Origin of the sequence: Maridesulfovibrio bastinii DSM 16055 (genome assembly GCF_000429985.1) — a bacterium.
GTDB classification, from domain to species: domain Bacteria; phylum Desulfobacterota; class Desulfovibrionia; order Desulfovibrionales; family Desulfovibrionaceae; genus Maridesulfovibrio; species Maridesulfovibrio bastinii.
On record NZ_AUCX01000022.1, the window covers coordinates 39,927 to 57,072 of the forward strand.

Genomic DNA, 17,146 nt, shown 5'->3' on the forward strand with positions numbered 1-17,146 from the left:
GATTAAAAGCGAGTCAACATGCCAGACAATCACACAATTGTCCGTGTTACCGGCGTAAAAAAAGAATTCAAACTCGGCAAAGTCAATGTTCAGGCTTTGAAAGGAGTTGATCTTGAAATTTATGCAGGCGAATATCTGTCTATAATGGGTCCTTCAGGATCAGGTAAGTCAACACTTTTCAATATGATTGGCGGACTTGATAAACCGACTGAAGGCAAAGTTTTCATTGATGAAGTAGACATAGCCCAACTTGACGCATACGAACTGGCATGGCTTAGAAATCGTCAGATAGGATATATATTTCAAACTTTTAACCTAATACAGGTAATGACAGCTCTGGAAAATATAACTCTGCCGATGATTTTCGCCGGAGTACACAATGATACAGCTGTCGCAAAAGGTATAGAACTATTAGACCTCGTTGGTCTGCATAAGAGATACAACCACAAACCTCAGGAACTTTCAGGGGGCCAGCAGCAGCGTGTTGCCATTGCAAGATCGCTTGCCAATGATCCAGCAATCATTCTGGCAGATGAACCAACAGGAAACCTTGATTTGAGTACAGGAGAAGAAATAATTAAATTAATGAGCGAATTGAGCAAAGAACGCGGAGTGACGATCATCACAGCTACCCATGATTATAAAATGCTCAACGCTTCGGACAGGGTTGTATGGATAGAAGACGGCGCAATTAAAAAAATAGAAAACCGCGATCAACTCAATATTGAAGTTGGCGGAATACGCACAATGTAATAATGGGAGACAGTTTAAACATGTCTGCAACCCTCCCGGCCGGTAAAAAATTTTGCAATTCATTCTGCATACTGTTTCAGGCAGTAATACTTCTACTTATTTTTTCTTTAAAACAGGCAGACTGTGCCGTCATTTCCGATAATATTTCTCCCAAATGCCCTGCATGTGATATGCCCGTATATGGCCAGAAATATCAATCAAAGCTTAGAGATTCGATCGCTGAGCTAACTTCATTGGGTGACAGATCTTCATGGTCACCTGAGATAGACGCAGCAGCAGACTATATCGAAAAAAAATTTCAATCATACGGAAACTACAAGGTTGGAAGACAGGAATTTGTTTTACCGGCAATAAAATCATCCACTGCCACGCTGACCCTTCATAGCAGCGGCCGGACTATCAAGCTCAACCCTGCACTTTTAAATGCCATCACGCCTCCTGCTACTCCCGAAAATGGACTTAGCGGACCAGTAATCTATGTAGGCAAAGGCAAACTTGAAAATTTCAACGGATTACAGGTTAAAAATTCTATTGTCCTGATGGACATGGACTCTGGTAAACACTGGCTGAATGCAGCGAGTTTAGGCGCATCAGCACTGATCTATATCAACAGAGGTCCTTCTGTAAGAGGATTTTTTAAAGAAAAGCTTGAACTTTCTCCATTAAATTTTCCCCGCTACTATATGACGGCTGAGCAGGCGCAAAACCTGTTCGGTATATCAAGCGGAGATGCCAGTTCTGAAATTGAAAAATCAGCAACACTGTACTGTACAAGCCACTGGGAAAGGACAACAGCCCAGAATATATTCTGCCTGATTCCGGGCAGTGACCCGCAGTTGTCTAATGAACTGGTTCTGGTGGAAGCTTTCTATGACAGTTCCGTATACATAAGCGGAAAGTCACCGGGAGCTGATGAAGCAGTTTCCATAGCCTCACTTCTGGACCTAGGCAAAAAGCTTTCGGTCACCCCTGCAAAACGCTCTGTTCTTCTTGTCGCTACAGCGGGCCATTCTCTATCACTGGCAGGAATGCGTGAATTTATCAAAGCCGTTTCCGGTAAAAACAAAATACTTAAGAACTTAAAAAAGGATGCGGACAAACAACTAAAAGATGTCAGACATCTTATAGAAGCTCTTTCGGCTAAAAATCCACTTTCAGCCAATACCAATTCCCATAATCCACAGCTTGCAGAACTTATTCATGACAGCTTTGAAAATATGATCAAAGACAAAGTCAGCGAATTAAGTAACAAGCTGATGAAATTACGGTTGCAGAATTCCGGAGCACACCCGGAAATTATCCAGCTGGCCAAAACAAGATCGATACTGCGCAAAGCTTCATGGAAGATGGATTATTCACAGCTTCCAGAAGAAGAACATGAAGCAGTCATGAATTTACTGCCTGAAATAAGACAACGGGCGGAATTAAAAGCACAAGACCTTTCCAGAAAACTTACTATTCTTAAAAGTACTACGAAATTAAGAAAACTCATTAAAAAGTATAAAATAGCGGCATCATTTTCACTTCATCTTTCCAGTCACGGTAGTGGAATAGGAGCCTTTAACCGAGGCTGGATGTATGATTTAAGACCGAGAATAAATCTTACAAGAAGTTTTTCAAAAATTAACGACATACTTAGCGATACGGCCCTAAAAATTCAAAAAGATATGGGAGTTAAAGGCCTGTATGTTGATTCCCTGCGCCCTAACCACACCAGACCATGGCAGACATGGTTTATTGATAAACCGCAACTTGGCGGAGAAGTGGCAACACTGGCAGGCTTACCCGGAATAACATTTGTAACAGTTGATGACGGCCGCCAATACTGGGGAACCCCGTTTGACTCACTGAAAAATGTTAACTGGGAGAATTTAGACCCTCAGGTTGATCTGATTGAAGGCCTCATAAAAGGTATTGCTTCTGAACGGGAATCACTAAGTGAAAAAGAACCTAAAAACGGATTTTCAATAGTTCATGGTAAAGGTCGTTTTATAAGGCAGGGAGAGCTCTTTGCCGATCAGCCGGCACCGGGTGCTGTCTTTATGGCTTTTCAGGGAAACTCTAGATTCTACGCCATGACAGATGAAGCAGGTAATTTTGATTATTCCGGGATAGCTTCCAAAAAGCTCGTTCAGCATAAACTTATTATCGAAGGATATAAGTTTAATAGAGACGGAAAAATTATCTGGGCTATTGATAAGCAGCAGACAGGCAAAAATGCTTACAGGTTGAAAATGAACCGGCTGGACATGGAAACAAAAATGATCATGTTCGCCTGTAAGCAGACAACTCTTTTCGACCTGCTGACACCGAGAACTTTCAGATATATGACTAAAATTGAAGTCCTTGACGGTAACAGGGATTCAGAACCGTTGCACTACTGGTACAGCCGTATTGATACAAGATCTTCGACAATTGCAAGCATATTTCTGGAACCGCAGACGCCGCTAAAGGCTACTCTTTCGGATACGGTGTTAAACCGTAAAATGATTCTTATAAATTCCAATCCCATAGCACCAAGCGGATTTGGATATAAACTCAGTGACTGGCCTTTAATCCCGGCCACAGATTTCCGTGCAGCCTATGATATGTGGACCTTGCTTAAACCACGAATTTCAAATCTTGAGACCCACGGTATAGTTAACAACCTTATCCGCACTCAGGAAAAAAGAGGACTGGAAAACCTTGAGCAGGCCCAAAACGCATGGAAAGAAAAGAAATATGATACATTCATGGAAAAAGCCCGGGATTCATGGGCAATGGCTTCAAAGGTCTACCTTGATGTAGAAAGCACCCAAAAAGATGTTCTTATCGGAGTTCTATTCTATATAGCCCTCTTCATTCCTTTTTCATACTGCATGGAAAGGCTTCTATTTTCTTTTGCTGATATCCACAAAAGGATTCTTGCCTTCCTCGGCATACTGACTGTTGTTATCGCCCTAATCTATAAAGTTCATCCGGCTTTTCAGCTAACGTACAGTCCTATGGTCGTTATTCTTGCATTTTTTATTCTAGGATTGTCAGTAATGGTTTCATTGATCATCTTTTTCAGGTTTGAAAAAGAAATGATTTTACTGCAACAGAGAGCCTATAAAACAAGCACTCCTGAAATCAGTAAATGGAAAGCCTTTACCGCCGCTTTCGTTATAGGCGTTAGCAATCTGCGCAGAAGAAAATTGAGAACATTCCTGACATGTCTTACGCTGACCATACTTACTTTTACGATTATGAGCTTTACGGCAGTAAAGTCGCTGCGCAAACAGACCTATCTTCATTTCAGTTATAACACCCCATACCCCGGTATTTTTATGAAAAATATCGGCTGGAACGATCTGCCCAGAGAGACTGAAAATATAATTGCAAATGACTTTGCCGGTAAAGGTACTGTCGCCCCGAGAGGCTGGATAGAGCTTGAGGATAAGACAAGCCCGGCTGTAACTCCAGTCGAATTTAAAGGAAGAAAAGAGGAAGTCAAAGGACTGGTTGGACTTTCATATATTGAACCTGAAATCAGCAATATAAACAAGATTCTTAAATCAGGCAGCTGGCTTTCAAAAGGACATTCAAGGCAGATTTTACTTTCAGACTCCATGGCTGAAAGACTGAAGGCAAAACCTGGTGACCTGCTGAAAGTATGGGGCCAGCCATTTACACTCTGCGGGACTTTCAGTGGAGAACAGCTGTTTCAGCACACTGACCTCGATGGAGAACCACTTACTCCTGTAATCTTTCCATCCTCAACGGCTCAGGAGTTAACCGAAGTTGAGGCTGAAGCCATTGAATCAGGTGATGATATTGATACGTTTCACGGCAGATACACGCACATCCCCGGAGATGTCACAGCTATCATTCCTTATGAAACACTTATGGCGATGGGTGGCAATCTTAAATCAATTGCAATCTCTCCGATTAAAGGAGAATTCAGCAAAGCTACAGTCAATTCACTGGTCGACAGATATGGTCTGCCGATTTTCAGTTGTGACTCAAGTGGAACATATCTTTGCCAGTCATCGGATTCTATGAACTATTCCGGTGTGCCGAACATTCTTATCCCGCTCATTATTTCGGCCCTTATAGTACTGAATACGATGATCACAAGTGTGTATGAACGTAAAAAAGAGATAGGTGTATATACATCAATAGGTATGGCCCCATTGCATGTATCCTTCCTATTCATAGCCGAAGCCATTGCCTTTGCCGTTATCAGTGTTGTCGCCGGATATCTTGTGGCACAGTCTGCCTCGGAACTGCTTGCCGGCACAGCTTTATGGCATGGAATGACAGCCAACTACTCTTCCATGGCAGGAGTTGCAGCCATGCTGCTGGTTATAGCCATCACTCTCATTTCAGTAATATACCCATCAAAAGTTGCGGCAAACATTGCAATTCCGGATGTTAACAGATCATGGAAAATGCCGGATGCCGATACCAACTCAATTACCGCAACACTGCCTTTTCTGCTTAAAAATTATGAGCAGAAAGATATCGGCGGATTTATGCTGGAATATCTTGAAGCCCACACCGAAGTTTCACACGGACTGTTTTCAACATCTGAGATAGAAGTAAACTTTAATAAATACCAACTACCTGAAAAAACTATAAACCAATCTCCAGACAGTTCAGATCATCTGATCTGCTTTCAGTTTGACGTGCGCGTATGGCTGGCTCCTTTTGATTTCGGAGTTAAACAAATGGTTAAACTTGAATTCAGGCCGTCTAAACAGTTTTCAGGATTCCTTGAGGCTGTCCTCACAATAGAACGTGAATCTGGTGAACTTGGAGCATGGAAGCGGCTTAACAAAAATTTTATAAACGCAATCCGTAAACAATTTCTGGTCTGGCGTTCTCTTGATTCAGAAAGCCAGAAATCATTCAGAGAAAAGATTCCTGAAATGATGGCTTTCGGATTCACCGGACTTAATACAGAAAAAACTCTGGAAGACTTGTAAAAGACAGGAAAGCATACTGATGCATGGAAAAATAAGATTAAGGTCCATTGTACTGGGAATATTTTTCGGACTTTTAATATGTGCTTTAACACCTTACAATAATACATTTCTTGGTGCCACACCGCTGGCAGGAGGACATTTTCCTCTTGCCCCCTTCTTCATTCTGGCCTGGATGACAACTATATCAGCACTCCACCACCATATATTTAGAACACACCCTCTTATGACAGGTCTTGAGCTTCTATGTATGTGGGTGCTTTCGGTAATAGTTTCGGGAATAGCCTACACAGGGCTGGCCAGAACCTTTTTCATAAACCTTACCGCGCCGGTCAGATATGCAACTGTAGGAAACAGATGGAATGAAATCCTTGAACCTTTAATTCCCTCAGGCCTGCGACCCACCGATACAAAAGCTATTGAAAGCCTTTATAACGGAATCCACGGAGGTTCTTCCATGCCGACAGGAGAACTGCTGGGCAAAATCCCGTGGTCGGCATGGCTTACTCCCTTGATAAGCTGGGGCATTTTTATACTGCTATGCTATTTTATAATGATCTGCATAACCAACCTCTTCAGCAGGCAATGGATTGAAAATGAAAGAATAAACTTTCCGCTGCTCCAGCTGCCACGCTTTATGGAACAGTCCCTTGATCAGAACCTCTTCGGATCATTTTTAAAAAACAAATTTTTTATAACCGGAATGCTTTTTTGCATCTGCCTGCATACATTAAACGGTCTGCATTTTTACATACCTTCAGTTCCTGAAATGCCAACTCTTTATCTTGCTGGAAAATATTTTGCAAAAACAGGTTTATTTTCAGGATTTTACAAATTAAAAATATACTTTTATCCTGCATTTATAGGCTTTGCTTTTCTTGCAGCAAGACAGATTTCATTCAGTTTCTGGTTCTTCTTTTTGCTGAGCGGACTGTTCTACGGAATTCTGGAAATATCTGGTCTCAACATACCGGCTTCAGCCCTTGGTGTTACTTTCGGACCTACTATTACAAGACCGGAAGAAACCCAGATGATAGGAGCCTATTTTGTTTTTTTCCTTTTTATTATCTGGCTTTCCAGACAACATCTTCTTGAAGTAATTAAAGAATCATTGTTGATTAAAAATCCCACAACCGGGGTCGCAGAATGGATGTCACTGCGATTTTCATTCTGGGGAATGATTATAGGCTGGGCTCTACTCACCTTATGGTGTGTACACTTCGGTATCCCCATTTTAATCGCTCTGATAACTCTAGCTGCTTTTTTTATTTTTACGATTGTTGCATCAAAAATCATAACTCAGGGAGGACTTGGCTACTTCACCCTGACCGCTGCTCCAATAGATGGAGTTACAGCTCTATTCGGCACAAAAATTTTCGGAGGAGTAGGCATTCTCATCGCGGCCATGTGTCAAAAAATTCTTTTTGTCGACCTCAGAGAATCATTAATGCCATCCCTTGTGCACAGCTCTAAAATTACAGAATGGGTCCGCAACAAAAAACTATTTTTTACCGGAATTGGTATTGTTCTGCTTCTCAGCGTTTTCGTTTCCTTCGCGGCAATGCTTATTGTCTGCTATAAATACGGAATACGCGAACTGTCACTGGACTGGGCAACACGCACAACTTTATCCGTTTATGACAGTGTAGTTAGAACAATTCAGGAACCGCGCGGACCGAATAACTGGGTTGTAACTTTCTCCATACTTGGCGCCTGCATAATGGTAGGACTTGTTGCAGCATACAACAGGCTCCCATGGTGGCCTCTGCATCCCATCGGATACCTTACAGCATACAGCTCGGCCATGCGCATTCTCTGGTTCAGCTTCTTTCTCGGATGGCTCTGCAATCAGCTGACAATGAGATACGGCGGAGTTGGACTCTACAAAAAAATACGTTTCCTGTTCTTCGGATTCATAATGGGTGATTTCCTTATGGGAGGAGCCTGGGCGATCTACGGAATTTGGGCCGGACAAAGTTATCAGGTTCTTCCGGGATAAGTCATTAATACTCTAGAATTTAAACTGCCGCGGAGCAGAAAATGTACGAAGATAAAGAGCTGCAAGAATATAGGGATTTACTGAAGACTCCCAAAAAATTCGAAGAAGGTTTTGACTGGAAAACTATAGTCGGAGCTGTATTCATCGGATTTCTGATGATGCCCGGGAGCATGTACCTGCAACTGGTAATCGGTCAGGGTATTGGACCGGCCGCACGCTGGGTAACTATCATCCTTTTTGCTGAAATAGCTAAAAGATCATACACCGAGTTAAAACAGCAGGAAATTTTCCTATTATATTATATGGCCGGAGCAGCCCTTGCGTCTCCATTTTCAGGGCTTTTGTGGCAACAATACATAGTTCAATCCGATGCAGCCAGAATGCTCGGGCTCACGGAATTTATTCCTTCATGGGTTGCCCCTCAACCCGGTTCCGAGTCTCTCATTCAGAGAACCTTTTTTCATCGGGACTGGCTTATTCCAATACTGCTCCTCATCGGGGCTCAAATTATTCAACGTATTGACCATTTCGGACTGGGATACGCTCTTTACCGCATTACCTCGGATGTTGAAAAACTGCCCTTTCCCATGGCTCCTGTTGGTGCATTGGGAACTATGGCTCTTGCCGAATCCACCGAAGAAAAGAAAGCCAGCTGGAAATGGCGGGTATTTTCCATAGGAGGTGTCATAGGTCTCGCTTTCGGGGCGGTATACGTTCTACTACCCGCGGTTTCAGGATTACTTTTTACAGAACCGATAAGACTTATCCCCATACCTTGGGTTGAGCTTACGCCGTATACTGAAAAAGCTTTACCGGCAGTCGCAACCGGTATCCAGCTTGATCTGGGATTGCTTTTTGTAGGAATGGTACTCCCCTTCTGGGCCGTTATAGGCGGGCTTATTGGAGTCATTATCACTTTTGTTTCCAACCCTGTCCTCTACAGTCATGGAATTCTGCACAGATGGCATCCGGGCATGGAAACAGTTGAAACTGTTTTTGCCAATAATTTTGATTTCTATATGAGTTTCAGCATAGGGCTGGGCCTTGCAATAGGTCTTGTGGGAATATGGTATGTTATAAAATCTTTTCGCGGTGAACATGCCAAGAACAGAGAGTCCTGGAGCAAACTGTTTCAGCCGCCGCCGGGCAGAGGTGATATAAATTTCTGGGTTTCGATAGGAATTTATGTTTTCTCTACTCTAGCATACGTCGGTATATGCCTTTTTCTGGTACCCAATTTTCCGTGGCTGTTCTTTATTCTTTACGGTTTCATATATACTCCGATCATTTCATATATTACCGCAAGGATGGAAGGTATCGCCGGACAGTTTGTCAGCCTTCCGCTTGTAAGAGAAGCCAGCTTTATAGCAGGGGCAAAATTTTTCGGATATCACGGCATAGAAATCTGGTATGCTCCCATACCAATTCACAACTACGGTGAAGCAACTGTCCATTTCCGAGAAATTGAATTAACCGGAACATCAATCAGAGGTATTATCAAAGCTGAGATCGTAGTTTTCCCGGTCGTTATGATCTCCAGTCTGCTTTTTTCGCAATTTATATGGCAACTGGCTCCTATACCGTCTTCCAGTTATCCATACGCTCAGGAATTATGGCACCTTCAGGCTCTTAATACTCTGCTTATGCAGACCTCGACACTTGAGGGAAACTCACTATTTTTCCAAGCATTAAGCGCACCTATAATTTTTTCAGGCATAGGACTCGGGCTGCTGCTTTATGCGGTGCTAAACGTCCTTGGTCTCCCGGTACTTCTTGTTTATGGCGTAGTCCGTGGTCTGGGTCAGAGCACTCCGCATGGTTTTATTCTTGAAGTAACCGGAGCCTTACTGGGAAGGTTCTTTTTCCAAAAAAAATATGGCAAAATGTGGCGACAATATGCTCCTGTTCTCTTAGCTGGTTTTTCATGTGGAATGGGACTGACAGGTATGTTTGCAATGGGCTGCACATTAATACTTAAGTCTCTTGGAAAGTTAGCCTACTAATTGACTCACTACTTAATTTTATTTAAAAAACCTCGATTTTAAAGGGTTTCTTTTTATCTGCGAATAATTATAATGGTTAATTGAAGCTAAAGGTAACAGCCCTGCATTACATGATTTTTCAAGGAAACGGCATAAATGGAATATAAAAAAATAGCCTGGGATGGAATAAGTTTTAATGTCCCAGTTGCTCACGAAGTCAGCGGGATAGATAAAAAATTTATCCAATTAGATGATGGTGATAAACCATGCATTGAAATCCGCTGGTATAAAACAGATAATAAATATAATGAAAAGAACTTCTTCCGTCAGTTAACTAAAAAAGTTGAAAACGCCTCTGGAGTAAAAATAGAATCAACTGTAATGCCGGCAAGCTGGAAAGAGCCTCTTTCACAGTATGACCCCACAGCCTTTTACTGGAAATCAGATTTGACTATGGGACATGGAGTGATGTTCAACTGTCCTGAAGCCTCTCAGGTAGCTTTAATTCAATTTATCGGAAACGATGGAGAAAAACTAAATACAGCCGCTCTCAGTATTTTTGAATCTTTCAAATTCCATAATGATGAAGAAAAAACACCATGGTGTATTTACGATATTTCTGCCCTGCTCCCCGGCAACCTTAATCTTGACTCTTATGAGTTCAAGCCCGGTCGGTTCAATATAACGGTCAAAGACGATTTGGACACTATATCGCTTTACAGGTTCAGCCCGGCTGAAACTATTTTAAAAAATAAGAGTCTTGGTGATTTTGCCCGTGATGCTTTCAAAAACGAAATCAAATCACTAGGACTTTCCGTTGCTGAATTTGAATTTGATTCAGGATCAACAAGTATTTTCGGTCAGGATAAAGAACCGTCAACGACAGCAAAAACTCTTTCTAAAATCAGCTCAAGGAAAAGACCTTTCGGACGCATTGAAATAAGATATTTAAAAAATTCGAGTAGAATTACAGCTGTTCTGGTAAAATCCAGAAAACCTTTGCCAGCTGATATAACACAAAATATTTTCGAGAATTATGGCATTATTTCGTAAAAAGAAATCCAGTGCGCCGGAACTTTCAAGAACTCAGGCATTATCGTTTAAGCCCGTAAAGAATCAGGATGTTAAAGAAGAGAGAAACAATACTGAGAATCTTCTACTGGTATATCCGCTACAGTTGAAACCGTTGCTTGCTGACGTGGCAAAGAGGTTTGGAATGTGGAAAGATAACCACGCCCCTCTGAAAAAACTGGAATTGGATGAAATGGGTAAATTTGTATGGGAAAGGATAGACGGGAATAAATCAGTAAAAAAAATAGCTACAGAATTTGCTATGGAATATAATGTGCTGCAACGAGAGGCAGAGGTTGCAACCGCATCGTTTTTAAAAGATCTTGGCAAGCGTGGGCTGATAGCTTTTACAGAAAATCAAATCAGGAACAGGTAAGCTTTATATACTCATCAAAGGAAACTCCGTTCCAGACTTTGCTGACCCAGAATGCGTTCGCCCAAATCATTATTGCTGTAGACTGAACGTCAGATAATCTTTTTAGTTTACTTTCCAAACTTACTTTACTTGCTCCAAACTGCACATGAACTTCATCCACATCGCAGGCCTCTTCGACCCTCAACGAGAGATATGCTCCCTTACTTTGATTAGGAAGAATTTTTATCCCCTTATACGCCTCAAGAATTGTTTTCAGTTCAGGAATATTAAATTCTTTAGATGCCGACCTTAATGATTTAAAGAACATATCCACAGCCCAGGGAAGAATAAATTCAGCCCCTGCACTTTTGGTTTTAAAATAATTTTTCAACCATTGCTCATGATCATTCGTAATTCTGGCCGCAACTTGAGGCATCCTGATCCTCCTGAAACTATATACATTAAACTATTATTTTAATAAGTCCATTTCAGGTAAATATCAAGATTTTATCTAGAGAATCACTTTAAATCAAAATTATGCAAAACTATCCTTTATTTGCTTGAAAAGACTAAGCAAAAGAGCTTGTGGTACTTCCTTTTCATTGATAGACATCTCGACTATTTGGGTTACAATATTGTCACTTGGTGTTTTTACTTTCCTAGTAGACAAAATTATTTCCTTATCTTCTCCAGAATCATTATCTCTGGCAACAATAACCAGTTTCCAAGAATCGTGTCCCTTCTTCCAGTTTATATCCACACTTCTTCTTGAAGTTATACTGCTTTCGAGAAGGTCAACAAAATTTTCCAGAGAAAAGTGCCGCTTCTCTCTCCCCAGCACACCTAGATAATCTCCGTGGGAATTTCTTATTACCAAAGGATTCTCAAGGTATTTTTCGTCCGGAAACATTGAAACATCCTGATCTTCAAACTTATGTGAACCATTCAGTCTTGAAAAAAGATTATCGCGATCTTTATTCAATTTCTCCACTTCAAGTGAGAGAGTCTGAATTTTGCTTGTAAGCCTGCTTTCAAGAGATCTTTTTTCTTTTCTCATCTCGGCAACTTCATCCCGGAGATCTCTGATTTCAGACTGAAAAAGAGTCTGGTTTGCCAGCATATCTGAAATTTTACCTAAAACTGCTGATAAACTGCTGACGATGGCATGCACATCACTTGAGTGATCAAGTCCGGCATCATTGATCACTTGTTGATCATTATTTATTCTATCAACTAACAGACTAAATTTTAAAGATAATTCTTTTTCAATTTGATCAGTTGTCCAATTCATTCCATACATTTCTCTAATCCTCCTAAAAATTTCCAAAACTTCCATTGGATATTTCTGACGACGCCCACTACCGCAAGAGCTAGGTATATACCTGTTATACCTATCTTTATAATATACAATAGTAGAAGGAGGAATACCAAGCCTTCTACCTATTTCTCTTAGACTTAAAAGCTGATCGCCCATATTGTTGATCACCTGTTGTTTATTTTTAATATGATCAATATATATAAAAAATAATTACCTTTGTAAAGCTAATTTAAACATTTTATTACTTTGTTTAATTGTTCAATTAAATGTTTTGATCAATATGATATCCATATTTGAGCAAACCAAAATTCTAAAATTGATTTAAATAAGGATCGATAAATTTTTGACAGGAATATTATTTGAAAAAATGGAATCTTTTTTCAGGAATGATACTTGACTGTGAAAACCGAATGATTATTTCTAAGATAAGAGAGAGAAGAACCTTAACGGAGGGTTATAAAAAATAGAATTTAAATACAATAAATCTGGCGAATTGAGTCGCCCAAAAGAAAAAAATTAATGCGCCATACGCAGACGGTGGAAACACCCTGCTCCTCATAACGGGGAAAGGCGCATATCTCTTTTAAAAAGCTGCCAAATCAGTCTACAAACTCAACAACAACATTTTCAAGATAATCCTTAAAATCATTCAAAAGCCCCTCTAGCTCAACATCATTCTCACCTGCAGCAGATATTTCAATTTTTCTGCCAAGTTCTCCCATCAGCAGAAAACCGTAATTTAGTGAGGAGCCTTTGATATTGTGACCAATCCGCTGAACCTCAGTGTAATTCTTTTTAGAATAAGCATTCTGCATAATTTCAAAATCAGACCATGAATTTTTCATAAATTTTTCAATCAATGGTTCTAATTCACAATCAATTTTTTCAATAGGCTTATTCATAAAATTCTCCAGAATAAAAAAGGACGCTGTTTTTGCAGCGTCCTTTTAATTTAGTCTTCCAATTGTTGAAGCCCGTCAAGTCTCCACATTCCGTTAGACGTATTGTCTTTCATAAAGTGCCAGACCTCTCGAACCTGTGAAGGTTGTGACTGGCTTGGGTCTTCACGCAGCAGAACATCATAATAAACCGTTGCCACAGTATCCTTTCCTTCATCCTTAACTTCCAGAAGTCTCGCATTTACCAAAAGGATTTCTGTAGTCGACGGACCTGGGTCTTCGGATGCCTGCCTAGCTATTTCCGTATAAACATCGTTTGTCGTAAAAGCTTTTATATCTTCAAGGTTTCTATCATCCCAAGAGTTTTGAAGCCTTGTATACATGGCTTTAGCTCCCTTGAGGAAATCCTCCTGATCAAAATCAGGCGGGACAGCTCCTTCAGGGGCTTGCTGATCGTGAGAAGCATTCCCTGAAGGTTTTGATGACAGATGATCCCATGCCGAATCTGATCGGCGTTCAAAAGTCGTTTTTGAATAATTATTTCTATCAGAGTAATCCTGATCAGGCCCTCTCCTATAGTAACCGTCCTGCATTCCGGAAGAGCCGCGGCCACGATTTCTAAAAAATTTCAAAGCAAAGAATATGACAATACCTATTAAAACAAAATCGAGCAGTCCCGGTCCCATGCCCATGCCTCCTCTGCCAAAAAACATGGAGCCAAGCAAAGATCCGGCAAGCAGTCCGCCCATTAAGCCCATTCCACCACGGCCGAAGCCCGTACGGGAAGAAGTTTGAGAACTTCTGGAACTGGAACCAAAGCTTCTTGAAGAAGAAGGTGCAGACCTGCTGAAACTATTTGAATAAGAAGAGCGACCACCGAAAGAGCGTCCTCCTCCAAATCTTTTTGCACTTGCTTCAGCCGCGACAAAAGCGACTATGCAAAAAACAGTGAGCAACAAAATCAAAATTCTTGAAAGTTTCATTAATCTCCTCAAAAAATATGTTATAACTATTACTATAACTTACATAATTACAATTTAATATCACTTAATTTAGAACACAGAATTCATTCGCCGGGAAAGCGTGGATAATTAAACTCTAAGGATTTATTTTCTAAAGTCCACAAAGTTTATTAATTGTTTATCTGCAAAAAACCGAGTTCAGACATAACGCCTTCAACCGACTCAATACTTATAGGCTTAGGCAGATATGAAGTTGCTCCACCCTGATAATATGCTTCAACTACATTTTTAGGATCACTTAAAGCTGTTGTCATTATAACTTTAACTTCATCTTTAGGTTTGATTCCATTTGCTTTTTCAACCTTACGCAACATCTTGAGGGCTTCATGCCCATCCATTCTGGGCATCATTATATCCATGCAAACCAAGTCAAACGGATCATTATCCAATAAGGCCTGTTTAAACATGGTAACAGCTTCTGCTCCATCCGTCGCAAAAAGACATTCACCATACCGGCCCATCACATGGGTCATAAATTTTCTGCTGGCAAGTTCATCTTCCACAACAAGAATGCGCATAAATATCTCCTAAATAATTTTCGTTGAATTAATCCTTTGTAGATTTAGCAATAAAAAGTCCGGTTCGTCTACAATAACCGCTAAATCATACAGTTGGTAACCTTGCGAAGCTTTTAAATGACGAGTAGTACTCTTTTCAAAAAAGAGGACCACAAATATGCTCGATATTACAGCTTTAATTTCTGAACTGAACAACCTTGCAAACGATCCTCAGTGGAGGGGCTGGCCGTTTGGACCCGGTTTTGGAGGAACATGGTCGGCAGTTGCCAGATTTGCCTTCGTAGCCCTCATTCTAGGCTTCATAGTGCTTTTCTTAAGAGTCCTGTTCGGCCCTAAAGGTATTTTTCGTGACCATGAGCTGGACAGGGAAGCAGAAGAAATGAGAAAAGCTGAACTTGAAGAGTTGGAAAATAAATTTAAATCAGGTAAAATTTCAGAACTTGAATATAAGTTTAAAAAAAGAGAAATAGAGAGCTGACAATGTTTGATCTAGACATTTTAGTCAGGAAATTTGAAATTTTCACCCAAAATTACTTAAATTCCGACTCTGAATTCCCAGAAAATTTCAATCTAAAATACAGCCACACTTTCAACGTTCTTGAAAACTGCTTTAATTTGACAAAAGCAACAGAGCTTGAAGAAAAAATCATCAACAGTGCTTTAACAGCCTGTCTCTTCCATGATATTGGGAGATTTCCACAATTCAAAAAATACGGCACATTCAATGACAATGAGTCAGTGAACCATGCCAGACTCGGAGTAGGTGTACTTTGCTCCCAAAAATTTCTCACAGATCTGCCTGATCAAATGAGAAGAACCGTTTACGGGGCCATTGCCCTGCATAACCGAAGATCAATCCCTGAAAATATCAGGCAGGAGCTAAAGACTGTTACTGAAATTGTCAGAGATTGCGATAAAATTGATATAATGAGAGTCCTGCTGGACTCAATTTCTTCTCCGGATGAAAACGGTAATGTACCCTTCCTAGGGTTAAAAGAGATCCCGGAGATGTTAAGCGAAAATATATTGCTAAGTATTAATAAACATCAGTCTGCTCTTTATTCAGATATGAAATGTGTAAATGATTTCAGATTGATGCTACTAAGTTGGTCCTACGACCTGAACTTCAGATGGAGCAGGCAGGAAATTATCAGGAGAGGATATATAAACAAAATTTTTGGGAGTCTGCCGGACGTTCGTCAAATAAAGGAATTGCGCCCGGAAATCTTAAAAGTTTTAAACCAGTAATGCTCCCCTACTTGCCTTTCATAAAAAACAGTATACTTTTATTAGTGAAAGGTTTCTTAACCACGACTCAAAATCTTAGCGAATTTAAAATACGAAATAAAACTATAAGGTACAGGATTTAAAATGAGTGATACCAATTATGATGTTGTTATTTTAGGAACAGGACCTGCCGGCCTTCAGGCTGCCATTCATTCTGCCAGAAAAAATGTATCTGTCCTCATTCTCGGCAAGCAGGACAAAAGCAGCCTGAAATGGGCGCATATTGAAAATTTCTGCTGCATGAGCAGTATTGAAGGATCAAAGATACTTAAAACAGGTATGGAGCAGGCCCAGACATTCGGAGCAGTTTTTCTTGATGAAGATGTACTTAAAATTGCAGCTCCAGATCAGGCAGAATCTGAAGGTGCTACCTTCACTATCACTACTGAAAGTAAAGAAATTAAAGCAAAATCAGTTATTATAGCAACAGGCACAACCCGCAACAAACTTGGAGTCCCCGGAGAAAAAGAATACCTTGGAAAAGGTGTCAGCTATTGCGTAGATTGCGATGGTAACTTTTTCAGAAATGAACCGGTTGCAGTTGTGGGTGATGAAAGTGCCGCAGCTGGTGGAGCTCTTCACATGGCTGCGCTGACTGAAAATGTTCATTTAATATGCAAAGAAATTAATTTTTCAAATGATCTTCTGGAAAAACTGACAGATAAAAATGTCAAAATTCATAAAAATGTTGAAGTAACTGAGATTGAGGGAAATGGTCAGGTTAATGGGCTGGTTCTCGATAACGGAGTTACTCTTCCTGTCAATGGAGTCTTCATCGAACTGGGAGCCAAAGGCGTAATGTCTTTAGCAGGAACATTGGGTGTAGCACTTGATGACAGCATGAAATTTATACAGACCGACAAACAGCAAAAAACAAACGTGCCGGGAATTTTTGCAGCTGGCGACATTTGCGGACCGCCGCTTCAAATGGCAAAAGCAATAGGAGAAGGTTGCGTTGCCGGAATAAATTCAGCTAATTATGCTAAAAAACATTAA

14 protein-coding genes are annotated in these 17,146 nt (G+C 40.6%); 9 read left to right on the plus strand and 5 right to left on the minus strand.

Annotated features, from left to right (window positions below; all coding sequences use genetic code 11):
- The first annotated feature begins 18 nt into the window (after nucleotides 1-18).
- The 6 genes from G496_RS0111945 to G496_RS0111970 all read left to right on the plus strand — a co-directional run bounded on the left by G496_RS0111945 (nucleotide 19) and on the right by G496_RS0111970 (nucleotide 11,127).
- On the plus strand, nucleotides 19-753 hold the full coding sequence (locus G496_RS0111945) for an ABC transporter ATP-binding protein (protein WP_027179488.1): 735 nt from the start codon (nucleotides 19-21) through the stop codon (nucleotides 751-753).
- A 20-nt stretch (nucleotides 754-773) separates the two neighbouring features.
- A complete protein-coding gene (locus G496_RS19595) occupies nucleotides 774-5,702 on the plus strand; it encodes an FtsX-like permease family protein (RefSeq protein WP_169725755.1) in 4,929 nt (1,642 codons plus the stop codon).
- Nucleotides 5,703-5,721: 19 nt separating this feature from the next.
- The gene (locus G496_RS0111955; protein WP_027179489.1) at nucleotides 5,722-7,698 is read left to right on the plus strand and encodes a DUF6785 family protein; all 1,977 of its coding nucleotides are present in this window, start codon (nucleotides 5,722-5,724) and stop codon (nucleotides 7,696-7,698) included.
- Between the two features lie 41 nt (nucleotides 7,699-7,739).
- A complete protein-coding gene (locus G496_RS0111960; RefSeq protein ID WP_027179490.1) occupies nucleotides 7,740-9,701 on the plus strand; it encodes an OPT family oligopeptide transporter in 1,962 nt (653 codons plus the stop codon).
- A gap of 135 nt (nucleotides 9,702-9,836) precedes the next feature.
- The gene (locus G496_RS0111965; protein ID WP_027179491.1) at nucleotides 9,837-10,733 is read left to right on the plus strand and encodes a hypothetical protein; all 897 of its coding nucleotides are present in this window, start codon (nucleotides 9,837-9,839) and stop codon (nucleotides 10,731-10,733) included.
- A complete protein-coding gene (locus G496_RS0111970; protein WP_027179492.1) occupies nucleotides 10,717-11,127 on the plus strand; it encodes a PqqD family protein in 411 nt (136 codons plus the stop codon). Before G496_RS0111965 ends, G496_RS0111970 begins: the two co-directional genes overlap by 17 nt.
- Here G496_RS0111970 and G496_RS0111975 read toward each other — a convergent pair.
- The 5 genes from G496_RS0111975 to G496_RS0112000 all read right to left on the minus strand — a co-directional run bounded on the left by G496_RS0111975 (nucleotide 11,114) and on the right by G496_RS0112000 (nucleotide 14,863).
- Nucleotides 11,114-11,542, minus strand: a complete 429-nt coding sequence (locus G496_RS0111975) for a hypothetical protein (RefSeq protein WP_027179493.1) — start codon at nucleotides 11,540-11,542, stop codon at nucleotides 11,114-11,116. The two genes, G496_RS0111970 and G496_RS0111975, sit on opposite strands and share 14 nt — an antisense overlap.
- A gap of 99 nt (nucleotides 11,543-11,641) precedes the next feature.
- Nucleotides 11,642-12,580 (minus strand): MerR family transcriptional regulator, encoded by a 939-nt coding sequence (locus G496_RS0111980; protein ID WP_027179494.1) that lies wholly within the window; start codon nucleotides 12,578-12,580, stop codon nucleotides 11,642-11,644.
- A 443-nt stretch (nucleotides 12,581-13,023) separates the two neighbouring features.
- Nucleotides 13,024-13,326: an Hpt domain-containing protein gene (locus G496_RS0111990; protein WP_034633126.1), complete on the minus strand. Its 303-nt coding sequence runs from the start codon at nucleotides 13,324-13,326 to the stop codon at nucleotides 13,024-13,026.
- A gap of 50 nt (nucleotides 13,327-13,376) precedes the next feature.
- Complete coding sequence (locus tag G496_RS0111995; protein WP_027179496.1) at nucleotides 13,377-14,306, minus strand: Tim44 domain-containing protein; 930 nt, start codon at nucleotides 14,304-14,306, stop codon at nucleotides 13,377-13,379.
- A 149-nt stretch (nucleotides 14,307-14,455) separates the two neighbouring features.
- Nucleotides 14,456-14,863: a response regulator gene (locus G496_RS0112000; protein WP_027179497.1), complete on the minus strand. Its 408-nt coding sequence runs from the start codon at nucleotides 14,861-14,863 to the stop codon at nucleotides 14,456-14,458.
- 157 nt (nucleotides 14,864-15,020) lie between these two features.
- On the opposite strand from G496_RS0112000, the gene G496_RS0112005 reads away from it, so the two are divergent.
- From G496_RS0112005 to G496_RS0112015, 3 genes are all read left to right on the plus strand, one after another.
- Nucleotides 15,021-15,341: a hypothetical protein gene (locus tag G496_RS0112005; RefSeq protein ID WP_027179498.1), complete on the plus strand. Its 321-nt coding sequence runs from the start codon at nucleotides 15,021-15,023 to the stop codon at nucleotides 15,339-15,341.
- 2 nt (nucleotides 15,342-15,343) lie between these two features.
- Nucleotides 15,344-16,111 carry an HD domain-containing protein gene (locus G496_RS0112010; RefSeq protein ID WP_051295009.1) on the plus strand — a complete coding sequence of 256 codons (768 nt, stop codon included), beginning with the start codon at nucleotides 15,344-15,346 and terminating at the stop codon, nucleotides 16,109-16,111.
- 123 nt (nucleotides 16,112-16,234) lie between these two features.
- Nucleotides 16,235-17,146 (plus strand): NAD(P)/FAD-dependent oxidoreductase, encoded by a 912-nt coding sequence (locus tag G496_RS0112015; protein ID WP_027179500.1) that lies wholly within the window; start codon nucleotides 16,235-16,237, stop codon nucleotides 17,144-17,146.